Genomic DNA, 12,910 nt, shown 5'->3' with positions numbered 1-12,910 from the left:
CATGTCAGGCCACTCCAAATGGGCGACGACCAAGCATAAGAAGGCCATCCTTGATAGCCGCCGGGCCAAGTCGTTCGCCAAGCTGATCAAGAACATCGAAGTCGCCGCGCGCATGGGCGGTCCTGACCTGTCCGGCAACCCGGGCCTGGAACTGGCCGTCACCAAGGCCAAGAAGACCTCGGTGCCCGCTGACAATATCGACCGCGCCATCAAGCGCGGCGCCGGTCTCACCGGCGAGGTCGTGGACTACACCGAGATCATGTACGAGTGCCGCGGCCCGCAGGGCTCTGCCCTGCTGATCGAGTGCCTCACGGACAACAAGAACCGCGCCGCCTCCGAGGTCCGGCTCGCGATCTCCCGCAACGGCGGCACGATCGCCGATCCCGGGTCGGTCAGCTACCTCTTCAGCCGCAAGGGCGTCGTCTCGCTGCCCAAGAACGGCCTCAGCGAGGACGACGTGCTGATGGCAGTCCTCGACGCCGGGGCCGAGGAAGTCAAGGACAATGGCGAGACCTTCGAGATCCACTCCGAGCCGACCGACCTCCAGGCCATCCGCGATGCCCTCAAGGAGGCCGGAATCGAGTACGACACCGATGAGGCCGAGTTTGTTCCGTCGATGCAGGTGCCACTGGACCTCGAGGCCGCGAAGAAGTTCATGAAGCTGGTGGACGCTTTGGAAGAACTCGACGACGTCCAGAACGTCTACAGCAACGCCGACCTCAGCGACGAAGTGCAGGCCGCACTGGAAGCCGAGTGACTCGCTCACGCAGCTGTGATTTTGAGGCCCGGTCTTGACCCTGCGCGTCCTGGGGGTTGACCCGGGCCTCACCCGTTGCGGGATCGGCGTCGTCGACGTCGAAAGGAACCGGAGGGCCACCATGGTGGCCTTCGGTGTGGTGGGAACGTCCCCGGAGGAGAGCCTGGACCAGCGGCTGCTGGTCATCGCCACGTCTATCGACGAGTGGCTCGACCAGTACGAACCGCACGTCCTCGCCGTCGAGCGGGTCTTCTCCCAGCTCAACGTCAGCACGGTCATGGGCGTAGCGCAGGCCTCCGGCGTGGTCATTGCGGCCGCCGCGCGGCGCGGCATCCCGGTGGCGCTTCACACCCCGTCCGAGGTCAAGGCCGCCGTGACGGGAAGCGGGACCTCGAACAAGGACGCGGTCACGAAGCTGGTGACCAAGATCCTCCGGCTGGACGCGCCCCCGCGCCCGGCCGACGCCGCCGACGCCCTGGCACTGGCCATTACCCACGCCTGGCGGGCCGGCAGCGGCGCCGCAGTAGCGACGACGGGGCCGGGCAGCCAGTCTCTCACTCCGGCCCAGCGGGCGTGGGCGGACGCGGAGGCAAAAGCGCGCCGTGCGCGCTGAATGTCGGGCTCGCTTGCTAGGGTATTCGTAGATATGTTCGGATAGCAGGGTTTCCCTCTTATCTGTTCGCTGTCTAGAGATTCCCTTTCTATTTATTCGCTGTTGCCTTTCGCTGTAGACCCAGGAGCCCGGCCTTGATCAGTTTTCTTCGCGGAACCGTAGCGCATGTAGGCCTGTCCTCCGCCGTTATCGACCTCAACGGCGCCGGCATGAGCGTCAACGCCACCCCGCAGACCCTCAGCGGGCTGCGGGTGGGGGATGAGGGGAAGCTCTTCACGTCCCTGATCGTGCGGGAAGACTCGCTGACATTGTTCGGTTTCGCCAGCGATGACGAACGTGATGTGTTCGACATCCTGCTCAGCGTCAGCGGCGTCGGTCCCCGTCTGGCCTTGGCCGTTCTGGCCGTCCACGAGCCGGAAGCCATCCGGGTTGCCGCCCACTCCGGCGACGGCAAGGCCTTCACGAAGGTCCCCGGAATAGGACCGAAGGTGGCCGGCCGAATCGTGCTGGAACTCGCCGGCAAGCTCGTGCCGCACGGCACCGCCGGCGCACCGGCCTCCGCAGCGGTTTCCGCGGAATCCGTCTGGAAGCCGCAGGTCGTCGCCGCAATGACAAGCCTCGGCTGGTCCGAAAAGGATGCCACGGCCAGCATCGACAAATCCCTGGCCGATTCCCCAGACCTGGCCGCTAACGGCAACGTGGCGGAGATCCTCCGCGCGACGCTGCGCTGGCTGGGCCAGGACGGCGCCCGCGCCGGAAACCGGGTAGGCGCGCGTGGCTGAGCCATCGATTACCGCCGGGGGAGAGGAACCGGAGGAGCGGGTCATCGAAGCCGCCCTGCGGCCCAAGAACCTGCACGACTTCGTGGGCCAGCACCGGGTCCGCAAGCAACTTTCCCTCGTCCTGGAGGCCTCGCGGATGCGCGGCCGCAGCGCGGACCACGTGCTCCTCTCCGGCCCTCCCGGCCTGGGCAAGACCACGCTGTCCATGATCATCGCCGCCGAAATGAACGTCCCGCTGCGGATCAGCAGCGGCCCGGCCATCCAGCACGCGGGCGACCTCGCGGCCATCCTGTCCTCGCTCTCTGAGGGCGAGGTCCTGTTCCTCGACGAAATCCACCGGATGTCGCGGCCGGCCGAGGAAATGCTGTACATGGCGATGGAGGATTTCCGCGTCGACATCGTCGTCGGCAAGGGCGCGGGCGCCACCGCCATCCCGCTTGAACTGCCGCCCTTCACACTGGTGGGCGCCACCACGCGGGCCGGCTTGCTTCCCGGGCCGCTCCGGGACCGCTTCGGTTTCACCGGCCACCTCGAGTTTTATTCGGTCGAAGAGCTGGAACTGGTCCTGCGCCGCTCGGCCGGCCTGCTGGACCTGAAGGTCAACTCGGCCGGTTTCAGCGAGATTGCCGGCCGGTCACGGGGCACGCCGCGCATCGCCAACCGGCTCCTGCGCCGGGTCCGGGACTGGGCACTCGTTCACGGCATCGAGCAAATTGATGCCCGGGCGGCGTCCGCGGCCCTGGACATGTATGAGGTAGATAAGCGTGGCCTGGACCGGCTGGACCGTGCCGTTCTCGAGGCCCTCATCACCAAGTTCGGTGGCGGGCCCGTGGGGCTGTCCACGCTCGCGATCGCCGTCGGCGAGGAAACGGAGACCGTGGAAACGGTTGCCGAGCCCTACCTGGTGCGGGAGGGGCTGCTGGGCCGGACGCCGCGCGGCCGCATTGCCTTGGCACCGGCCTGGACACACCTGGGCTTCGCCGTGCCTGCCGGCGTCTTCAGCCAGGATCCTCTGGAGCTGTTCCAGGCCCAAGAGCTGGCCGACGAGCTTGGCGATGAACCGGGCGAGGGCCCCCAGGGCGAATCCGGCGGTGGCCTGGCTGAGAAAACCGGTCCCCAGCGGATCAGAAATAGCCGCTAGCACCGTACTTTCAGCTTTTCCCTTTAGACTGGTATGACGCTCGGCACGTTCGGGTTTTGTTTCCGTGGGCGGAGAGCAGGTAGCCGCCGGCGGTTTGGGGATGGTCTCTCTGCCAGCTTGCTGTGCAGACCTCTGCCCGCGCCGCCCGGAGCAAACGGACGTTGCTGAAAAACAGCTATGCAAGTACAGAACGGAACAATCCCTGTGTTCGGACTTATTTCTGCCCAGACCCAGCCGCAGGCCGGCGGCGGCATCGACATCATGACGATTCTCCTTTTCGTCCTGCTCGGACTTTTCGTCTTCATGATGTTCCGCCGCAACAAGAAGACCCAGCAGCAGCAGGCCCAGCTTCAGTCCAAGTTTGAGCCCGGGGTGGAGGTCATGACGAGCTTCGGGCTGTTCGGCCGGATCGTCAACATCGATGAGGCCGAGAACAAGGTCACTCTTGAGCTTTCCCCGGGGAACACCGCCACCGTGCACCGCCAGGCCGTCACCAAAATTGTGGAGCCGGTTGTCGCGGCCGAGGAGCCGTCGGTTGTTCCCGATGACGCTTCGTCGCTGACCACTGACAAGCTGGGCGCTGAGAGCACGGATGGCAGCACTCCTGTCCAAGACGCACCGCGCATTGAAACTCCGGAGGAAACCCTGCGCCGCCTCAACGACGAAGGCAAAAAAGACAGCTAGTCTGCCTAACTGAGCTATCCCGCGAAGCAACGGTTGCGGGCATCCGTCGGCGGGGGCCAAGAGCCCGCGCCGGCGGATCCGCCGTAAATAATAGAAAGATCGACAATGGCACGAACTGGCCCCAAATACTCAGCCATCAGGATGCTGGTCTGGCTCGGCGTACTCATCGCCGCCATGACTGCTGTCCTGGCAGGCGGCACGATTGCCGGCCAGGCGGGCTGGGCTCCAAAGCTCGCTCTGGACCTTGAAGGCGGCACCCAGATGATCCTGGCGCCCAAGGTTGAGGGCGGTTCGGGTATTACCGAAGACCAGCTCAACCAGGCCGTGGCGATCATCCGCCAGCGCGTGGACGGCTCCGGTGTCGCGGAAGCGGAAATCAGCACCCAGTCCGGCCGCAACGTCGTCGTCAGCCTCCCGGGTACTCCTGCCAAGGAAACCCGTGCGCTGATCCAGGCCTCCGCCGACATGAACTTCCGCCCGGTTATCCAGACTGGCCCCGGCGCAGCCGTCCCCGCTGCGTCCCGGACCCCGGAGGCCCAGCTGCCGAAGCCGACGGCGGCACCCGCCAACAGCAGCGACGAGAACTGGGTTACCCCCGAGATTTACAAGCAGTTCGAGGCGCTCGACTGCGACAACCCCTCCCAGGACAAGCAGCAGCGCTCCGATCCGACCAAGCCGCTGGTGACCTGTGAGCCGGCGTCGGCCAACTCGCCGGCCATCAAGTACATCCTTGGTCCGGTTGAAGTAAAGGGCTCGAACATCAAGTCCTCCTCGTTCCAGCTGCAGCGCGGCGCCCAGGGCGCCGTGACCAACGAATGGGCCGTCAATATCCAGTTCGACGACCAGGGCACTGCCAAGTTCAAGGAAGTCACCGAGCGCCTGTACCAGTTCTACGCCGCCGGCGGCGGCCAGACCGGCTCGGATCCCAAGGCCCAGTTCGCCATCGTCCTGGACGACCAGGTCATCTCCGCCCCGCGTTCCCTCGCCGTCATCACCGACGGCCGGCCGCAGATCACCGGCGGCTTCACCGAGGAATCGGCCAAGGCCCTCTCCGACCAGCTCCGTTTCGGTGCACTGCCGATCAGTTTCGAAATCCAGAGCGAACAGCAGATCTCGGCAACCCTCGGCGGGGAACAGCTCCGCATGGGCATGCTGGCCGGCCTGATCGGCCTCCTGCTGGTTGTGGTCTACTCGCTGTTCCAGTACCGCGCCCTTGGCCTCGTGACCGTGGCATCGCTCGTGATCGCCGGGGTGCTGACGTTCCTGGCCATCGCCATCCTCGGCTGGACCGAAAACTACCGGCTGTCGCTCGCCGGTGTCGCAGGCCTGATCGTGGCCATCGGCCAGACAGCGGACTCGTTCATCGTCTACTTCGAACGCATCCGTGATGAGCTCCGCGAGGGCCGCGGCCTCGTCTCGGCTGTGGAAAACGGCTGGAAGCGGGCCAAACGCACCATCCTCGCCTCCAAGGCCGTCAACCTCCTCGCCGCCGTCGTGCTGTTCTTCGTGGCGGTGGGCAACGTCCGCGGCTTCGCGTTCACCCTTGGCCTCACCGCGATTGCCGACCTCATCGTGGTGTTCATGTTCACCCATCCCACCCTGCAGCTGCTGGCACGGACCAAGTTCTTCGGCGAAGGCCACAGGTTCTCGGGTCTGGACCCGAAGCGCCTGGGTGCCGTCCCGCTGTACCGGGGTGCCGGCCGGGTCCGCACCCCGGAGGACAAGCCCGTGGCAGTGGTGCGCGCGAAGAACACCGGCGCCGCCGCCGAGGCAGAACGCCGGATGACCATCGCAGAACGCCGTCTCGCCGAAAAGCAGGACCAGGCAAAACAGGCACAGCTCGCCGGTACCTCCAAGAGCGCGTCCAAGGAGGGCAAGTAAATGGTCAACTTCTCAACGTTCGGCAATGAGCTGTACTCGGGCAAGCGCTCGTACAACTTCGTCGGCAAGAGGAAACTGTGGTTCCTGATTGCCGGGATCGCCGTCGCCCTCTCAATCCTGATCCCGGTCGCCAAGGGTGGTTTCAACCTCGGCATCGAGTTCCGCGGCGGCTCCGAATTCACCGTCTCCAACGTCAAGACAACCGATGCGTCCCTCGGCGAGAAGGCCGTCAATGACGTCGTGGCGGGATCCGTTCCGCGTGTGGCTAACGTTGCCGGCACCACCATGCGCATCCAGACGGACAAGCTCTCCGACGATGAGACGCTGCAGATCAAGGACGGCCTCACCAAGGCCTACGGCGTCACGGATAACGAGGTCACCTCAACGTTCGTCGGCCCCACCTGGGGTGCGGACGTCACGAAGCAGGCACTGATGGGCCTGGCAATCTTTGTGGGCCTGGCCGCTGTGCTGATGGCGCTCTACTTCCGGACTTGGAAGATGTCGCTCTCGGCACTGGTCGGCATGGCGGTCACGATGTTCATGACCGCCGGTATTTACGGCCTCAGTGACTTCGAGGTGACGCCGTCGGCCATCATCGGCTTCCTCACGGTGCTCAGCTATTCGCTGTACGACACCGTGGTGGTGTTCGACAAGATCCGGGAGAACACCGCGGACATCCAAGCCTCCACCCGGCGCACCTTCGCCGAAGAGGTCAACCTCGCCATCAACCAGACCTTGGTCCGGTCCATCAACACCATGGTGGTGGCCATCCTGCCGGTCGGCGCGATCCTCTTCATCGGTGCCGGGTTGCTCGGTGCCGGAACGCTGCGGGACCTGTCCCTGGCGCTGTTCGTGGGCATCCTGGTGGGCACGGCCGCGACAATCTTCATTGCGGCGCCGCTGTACGCCGCGTTGCGGCAGGGCGAACCTGACCTGGTCAAGCAGGCCAAGCGGGTCGAACAGAGGCGCGCAGAAGCGGCAGCCAAGGCCACATCGGCGGCGTCGCCCGCTACGGCCTGAGCTCCGCCACTTCCGTTAGCCAGCCCAGCAGACGGGCCGGAGACCGTCCATTTCGACGGCCTCCGGCCCGTCGCCGTACTCCGGCCGGTTACAAAAGTATCCTGCTGCGGGAATACACTTGAATAATTGACCGGTCGCGAGAGGTGCTCCATTGGAAGAACGTTCGACGCCGGTGCCGGAGGCACCTGCGGACAAGGGCCAAGGCCAGGGTTCTCAGACTGACCTGGTGGTTCCCGGACGTCCCGATGTTCCCGTACAGGTCGACAATTCGCACGCCCGACCGACGTTTCCTGGCCGGCGCGAACGCACGAGGTCGCGCCTTGCCCGGCTGACCGGCCGCGGTGCCCCGGCGTACTCGCCGATCCTGGAGCCGTTGCTGCGCACGGTCCGTGCCAACAACCCCAAAGAGGATTTCGACCTCATCCAGCGCGCCTTCGTGGTGGCCGAGCGCTGCCACCGGGGCCAGAAGCGCAAGAGTGGGGACCCGTACATTACCCACCCGGTGGCGGTGGCCACCATTCTCGCCGAACTCGGCCTCAGCGGCACCACCCTGGCCGCAGCCCTGCTGCACGACACCGTCGAGGACACCTCCTACACTCTGGCCGACCTGAAGGCCGAGTTCGGCCCCGAAGTGGCCATGCTGGTGGACGGCGTCACCAAACTGGACAAGGTCAGCTTCGGTGAGGCGGCCCAGTCCGAGACCGTGCGCAAGATGGTCGTGGCCATGGCCAAGGACATCCGCGTCCTGATGATCAAACTCGCCGACCGTCTCCATAATGCCCGCACGTGGCGCTTCGTCTCGGCTGAGTCCTCGGCCCGCAAGGCGCGCGAAACCCTGGAGATCTTCGCGCCTCTGGCCCACCGGCTCGGCATGAACACCATCAAATGGGAGCTGGAGGACCTGTCCTTCGCTGCTCTGTATCCCAAAGTGTACGAGGAAATCGTGCGGATGGTGGGGGACCGGACCCCGGAGCGGGAAAAGAACCTGTCGGTCATCCGCAACCAGATCACCGAGGACCTCCGGGCGGCGAAGATCAAGGCCACCATCACCGGACGGCCAAAGCACTACTACTCGATCTACCAGAAGATGATCGTCCGCGACAAAGACTTTGACGACATCAACGACCTCATGGGCGTCCGCGTCCTGGTTGATTCAGTCCGGGACTGTTATGCGGCCCTGGGCGCGATGCACTCGCGCTGGAACCCCCTGCCCGGGCGGTTCAAGGACTACATCGCAATGCCCAAGTTCAACATGTACCAGTCGCTGCACACGACGGTGATCGGTCCTGGCGGCAAGCCGGTGGAAATCCAGATCCGCACCCACGAAATGCACCGGCGGGCCGAGTACGGCGTCGCCGCGCACTGGAAGTACAAGGACCAGCCGAACCGGACGGCCGCCGGCCCCGGCAGCCCCCGCGACGGCGACATGGGCTGGCTGCGCTCCCTCGTGGACTGGCAGCAGGAGACGTCGGACCCCGGCGAGTTCCTTGACTCCCTGCGCTTTGAAATCAACGCCCGCGAAGTGTTCGTCTTCACCCCCAAGGGTGAGGTCATGGCCCTGCCTGCCGGGTCCACGCCCGTGGACTTCGCCTATGCCGTGCACACCGAGGTGGGCCACCGGACGATCGGCGCGCGCGTCAACGGCAAGCTCGTTCCGCTCAACAGCGAACTGAACCACGGCGACTGGGTGGAGATCTTCACCTCCAAGGCTGAAGGCGCCGGTCCCAGCCAGGACTGGCAGCACTTCGTCAAGAGCGCCCGGGCCCGGAACAAGATCAGGCAATGGTTCAGCAAGGAACGCCGCGAGGAAGCGATTGACCGCGGTAAGGACCTGCTGACCAAGGCGATGCGGAAGCAAAACCTCCCGCTGCAGCGGCTCATGACCCACGACGCCCTCGCTGCGATCGCTGAGGACTTCAAGTATGCCGACATCTCCGGGCTCTACGCCGGCGTGGGCGACGGCCATACCTCCGCGCAGTCCGTTATGGAACGCCTGGTGGAGAGCCTCGGCGGAAACGAGCACCCGGACGACGCCCTCACCGAAGTCTCCATTCCCACCCAGGTCAGCAAGGCCCGATTCTCCGATTCCGGCGTAGTTGTCCGCGGCGTGGACGATGTCTGGGTGAAGCTGGCCCGGTGCTGCACGCCGGTGCCGCCGGACCCGATCCTTGGCTTCGTCACGCGCGGCTCCGGCGTCTCCGTGCACCGGACGGACTGCACGAACGTTAGCGGTCTGATGGGTCAGCCGGACAGGATTGTGGAAGTGGACTGGGCGCCCACACAGGCGAGCGTCTTCCTCGTGGAGATCCAGGTCGAAGCGCTGGACCGCAAGTCGCTGCTTTCCGACGTCACCCGCGTACTGTCGGAAAACCACGTCAACATCCTGGCGGCCAGTGTCCACACGTCCACGGACCGCGTGGCGATCTCGAAGTTTGCGTTCGAGATGGGCGATCCCAAGTACCTCAGCCATGTGCTCAGTGCAGTCCGCAGGATTGACGGCGTCTTCGATGTGTACCGCACCACCGGGAACCGCCGCCGCAGTTAGCCGGGCCCAGTCCGGCCCGTGTGGCCTGGCCCTGTTCGCGCCACGGCACCCAGCCCCGCTAGCCGGCCGCATCGGGCGGCGGCTGTGCGACGAGTGCGGCGAGCTTCGCCAGCGCCGCCCGTTTGTGCGGAACGCGCGGGCTGGCTTCGACCGCAACCCTGAGCAGCCGGAGACGTACGCCCAGCTCGGGACGGGCCAGTAGCGCCTTGAGAGCCGGCACGGCCCGCTCAGCTTCCACATGCAACGCCACGTCCACGGCCGTGCGCAGCGGGCTGGACACCATCAGGCCTCCCATGCTCACGACGTCGAACGGCCCCAGCCGAACTTCGTGGAAGGTGCAGCCGCGCACTGACCTCAGACTGGAAATCCGCCGGTTGGCGTCAACCAGCAGCGCCAGACGGTCCGGCTCGGCGGCGCAACCGTAGATCCAGGCCGCGGTCATTCGTCCCGCCACGACCCGCTGCCGGATCGCCGGCGCCACTGCCAGGGACGCGGCGCGGGCGCGCAGCTGCGGACTGGCATGCGCGCCGGGTGGCAGGTAGCCCCGCTGATACAGCTGCGTCAGCACGCCGTCGGCGGCCATCGACTGCAGCTCCGGCCAGGAGAACAGTGCGCCGGGGGAGTAGAGCTCGCAGTGCTCCGGCCCCGGTCCCGGAGCGCGCTGGCCCGAACCCCGCTGGCCCGAACCAGGCGGCCCGGAAAGTCCGGCGGGAGCGCGGGGCATGTGTACCATCCCGCCATCGTTCCGGGTTCCCCGGACATGGAACAAGCCCCATTCCGGTCATGTGGATAACCGAAACGGGGCCTGGACTGACTTTCTGGTGTGCCGCGTGCCTAGGAGAGCTCGCTCGCTGAGCGCTCGAGCTGCTCGAGCCAGGCCTGGCGTGCCTCAAGGGCCTCCCGGGCTGCCTTGATCTTGCGCTCGTCGCCGGCCTTCTCCGCCTTGGCCAGGTCTTCCTTGAGACCGGCAATGGCGGTTTCGAGCTGGGTCAAGGCGCTGTTGGTGCGCGCCTTCGTCTCCGGGTTGGAGCGCTTCCAGTTTTCGTCCTCGGCCTGGCGGACGGCGTCCTCCACCTTCCGCAGGCCAGCTTCGACGCGGCCCATGTCGGCGCGCGGAACCTTGCCGGCTTCTTCCCAGCGGTCCCGGATGGACTGCAGCGCCTTCTTGGCCGCCGAAAGGTCCTTGATCGGCAGGAGCTCGTTGGCCTCCACCAGGAGCGCTTCCTTCACCACCAGGTTGGCACCGTATTCCTGGTCGATCTCGTCGTTGGCTGCCTGCCGGTTGGTGAAGAAGACGTCCTGGGCGGCGCGGAAGCGGGCCCACAGGGCGTCGTCGTCCTTGCGGCTGGCGCGCGGGGAAGCCTTCCACTCGTCCATCAGGCGGCGGTACTCGCCGGCGGCAAAGCCCCAGTCGGTTGAGGAAGAAAGTGCCTCGGCTTCGGCGATCAGCTTCTCTTTTGCAGCCTTGGCTGCCGAATTGGTGCTGTCCAGCTGGGAGAAGTAGGCGCGGCGGTGCCGGTCAAACACCGTGCGGGCGGCACGGAACCGCTTCCACAACGCGTCCTCGTTGCTGCGGCCCAGCCGGACTCCACTCTTCTGAGCGGTCTTCCAGCTCTCGAACAGTTCGTTCATCCGCGCGCTGGAGGTCTTCCACTGGATCTGTGCGGGATCGTGGCCGGCAATTTCCTCTGCCTCGGCCACGATGGCCTCGCGGGCGGCAAGCTCGGCGGCGCGAACGGCGTCGTGCTCGGCCTTCTCAGCCTTTTCAAGCTCGCCGATCTGCGTCACCAGTGCGTCCAGCCGGGCCTCGGCGGAGCGGAAGTCGCCCACCATGTTCCGCTCGGCGAGCTGCTCGCGCAGGTGCGTGACGGTCTTCTGCATGTCCGCGGTGGGGGCCTTAGAACTCACGCGCTGTTCCAGCAGGACGATCTGGGCCACGACGTCGTCGAACTTCCGGGCAAAGTAGCCCAGGGCCTCGTCGGCGCTGACTCCCGGGTACTGGCCGACGGGGTATTCCGTGCCGTCAACGGTCAGGAAGACATGGCCGTCGCCTTCAACACGGCCCCAGCGGGCTGCTTCCGCCAGTGAGGCTGCGGAGGACACTGCCACCGGCGCGGGAGCCGGGGCGGCCGAAGACGGCTTGGCCTTCGGCCGGGCAGCAAACGCTGCCGGGCTCGGCGCGGGACGCGCGGCCGAAGAGGGGGCCGGCGCCGGAGCAGCAGGAGCCTCGGCTTTAGCAACAGGCTCGGCGGCCGGTTCGGCTGGCGTCTCCGCCGCTGCTGCTTCTGGCGTCTCCGCCGCTGCTGCCTCGGCGGGCGCTTCGGGCGCCGCTGCCTCAGTGGGCTCTGCGGGCTCGCTGGCCTCGGCGGGCTCCGCCGCTTCAGCGCGTTCCGCGGGTACGGCGTCGTCTGCGGCGGCCGGGGCTGCCGCAGTCTCGCCGGCAGCGTCTACTGCAGCACCTGCATTCTCGGCAGGGGTTGCCTCGGCTTCGGTTTCGTTGGCAGCTGCTGTTGCCAATGTTTCGTCGGATTTCTGACTGTCTGTCACCGCTAGAAGTCTTTCGCTTGGAGGGAAATACCGGGACCACGGCCTTCAGGGCCGCAGCTGGTTACTTCAGTGAGAACGAGTCTATCGTGACTGGTTCCGCAGGTGCGCCGTCGGTGGCGTTGGCGCCGGGCTTCAGTCCGGCGGCGGCAATCCCGCTCACCACGTCGAGCCCCGAGGTCACCTTGCCCACCACCGTGTAGCCGCCGGCGGCATCCGCCGGAATGACGGTGTCCTTGTACACAACGAAGAACTGCGTGCCGTTGCTGTTGGCGTTCCCGCTGGCCCGGGCCACGGCGATCGTTCCGGCGGGGTATTTGTTGTCCGCCGGGGTGTTTTCCAGCGGGCCCCACATGTAGCTCGGGTCGCTGCTGCCGTCTCCGGCCTTGGAACCGCACTGCAGGACGCCAAAGTTCTCTGCAGTGGTCAGCCGGTGGCAGCTGAGGCCCTTGTAGAAGTTTTGGTCGGCGAGGGATTTGAAGACCGCCGCGGCCTGCGGGGCCTTCGTGCCATCGAGTTCGACGCCGAGCGCGCCGCGGTTCAGCTTGAGTTCGCCCGTGAAGGTCTTCCCTGCGGCGGTTTCCGGCTTGGGGATGTTCGCGGCATTGGTGGGGGCAGCTGTCGGTGTGGCGGACGCTGACGGGCTCTGGAGCCCCTCCTGCACCGCCGCGAACTCTTCCTCGGTGGGGTTGGAGGCGAAGATGGTGAGCTGCAGGACCAGGGCCAGGCCGATCGCCGCGGCGCCGGCACTGATGGCCAGGACGTTGTCGCGCCTGCGGCGCTTGTCCTGGTCCCGGCGCAGGCCGCGCCTGGCCTCCATCTGCTGGACGCGACGCTTCGCCTCGCGTGCGCTGCGTGAACTGGCCGCCAAAGGTCCTCCTGGTTGTATGGCCGCTACCGTGCCGGGCCGTAGGCGCCGTTGCGGTAGCAGCAGCAAGCTGCC

The 12,910-nt window shown here is 66.3% G+C and carries 11 protein-coding genes; 8 read left to right on the top strand and 3 right to left on the bottom strand.

Annotation, left to right across the window (positions count from 1 at the left end):
* Window position 1 precedes the first annotated feature (1 nt).
* From ACFRJ8_RS03390 to ACFRJ8_RS03355, 8 genes are all read left to right on the top strand, one after another.
* Window positions 2-757: a YebC/PmpR family DNA-binding transcriptional regulator gene (locus ACFRJ8_RS03390; protein ID WP_377984740.1), complete on the top strand. Its 756-nt coding sequence runs from the start codon at window positions 2-4 to the stop codon at window positions 755-757.
* Window positions 758-791: 34 nt separating this feature from the next.
* Window positions 792-1,370: a crossover junction endodeoxyribonuclease RuvC gene (gene ruvC / locus ACFRJ8_RS03385; RefSeq protein ID WP_091563943.1), complete on the top strand. Its 579-nt coding sequence runs from the start codon at window positions 792-794 to the stop codon at window positions 1,368-1,370.
* Between the two features lie 134 nt (window positions 1,371-1,504).
* Window positions 1,505-2,152, top strand: coding sequence for a Holliday junction branch migration protein RuvA (gene ruvA, locus ACFRJ8_RS03380; RefSeq protein WP_377984739.1), 648 nt, complete (start codon window positions 1,505-1,507; stop codon window positions 2,150-2,152).
* Window positions 2,145-3,293 (top strand): Holliday junction branch migration DNA helicase RuvB, encoded by a 1,149-nt coding sequence (gene ruvB, locus ACFRJ8_RS03375; protein WP_377984738.1) that lies wholly within the window; start codon window positions 2,145-2,147, stop codon window positions 3,291-3,293. Before ruvA ends, ruvB begins: the two co-directional genes overlap by 8 nt.
* A 261-nt stretch (window positions 3,294-3,554) precedes the next feature.
* Entirely contained in the window at window positions 3,555-3,977 is a 423-nt protein-coding gene (gene yajC, locus ACFRJ8_RS03370; RefSeq protein ID WP_377985176.1) for a preprotein translocase subunit YajC, read from the top strand.
* 105 nt (window positions 3,978-4,082) lie between these two features.
* Window positions 4,083-5,858, top strand: coding sequence for a protein translocase subunit SecD (gene secD, locus ACFRJ8_RS03365; protein ID WP_377984737.1), 1,776 nt, complete (start codon window positions 4,083-4,085; stop codon window positions 5,856-5,858).
* Window positions 5,859-6,878 carry a protein translocase subunit SecF gene (gene secF / locus ACFRJ8_RS03360; RefSeq protein ID WP_377984736.1) on the top strand — a complete coding sequence of 340 codons (1,020 nt, stop codon included), beginning with the start codon at window positions 5,859-5,861 and terminating at the stop codon, window positions 6,876-6,878.
* Window positions 6,879-7,104: 226 nt separating this feature from the next.
* Window positions 7,105-9,423, top strand: coding sequence for a RelA/SpoT family protein (locus ACFRJ8_RS03355; protein ID WP_377985175.1), 2,319 nt, complete (start codon window positions 7,105-7,107; stop codon window positions 9,421-9,423).
* 58 nt (window positions 9,424-9,481) lie between these two features.
* On the opposite strand, the gene ACFRJ8_RS03350 is transcribed toward ACFRJ8_RS03355, so the two are convergent.
* From ACFRJ8_RS03350 to ACFRJ8_RS03340, 3 genes are all read right to left on the bottom strand, one after another.
* A complete protein-coding gene (locus ACFRJ8_RS03350) occupies window positions 9,482-10,147 on the bottom strand; it encodes a hypothetical protein (RefSeq protein WP_377984735.1) in 666 nt (221 codons plus the stop codon).
* Between the two features lie 110 nt (window positions 10,148-10,257).
* Entirely contained in the window at window positions 10,258-11,970 is a 1,713-nt protein-coding gene (locus ACFRJ8_RS03345) for a DUF349 domain-containing protein (protein WP_377984734.1), read from the bottom strand.
* Window positions 11,971-12,031: 61 nt separating this feature from the next.
* Window positions 12,032-12,838, bottom strand: a complete 807-nt coding sequence (locus tag ACFRJ8_RS03340; RefSeq protein ID WP_377984733.1) for a peptidylprolyl isomerase — start codon at window positions 12,836-12,838, stop codon at window positions 12,032-12,034.
* Window positions 12,839-12,910: the final 72 nt, after the last annotated feature.

This window comes from Arthrobacter sp. NPDC056886 (genome assembly GCF_042788715.1).
Taxonomy (GTDB): domain Bacteria; phylum Actinomycetota; class Actinomycetes; order Actinomycetales; family Micrococcaceae; genus Arthrobacter.
The sequence above is the reverse complement of the archived record's forward strand: the minus strand, read 5'-3'. Positions and strand labels throughout refer to the sequence as shown.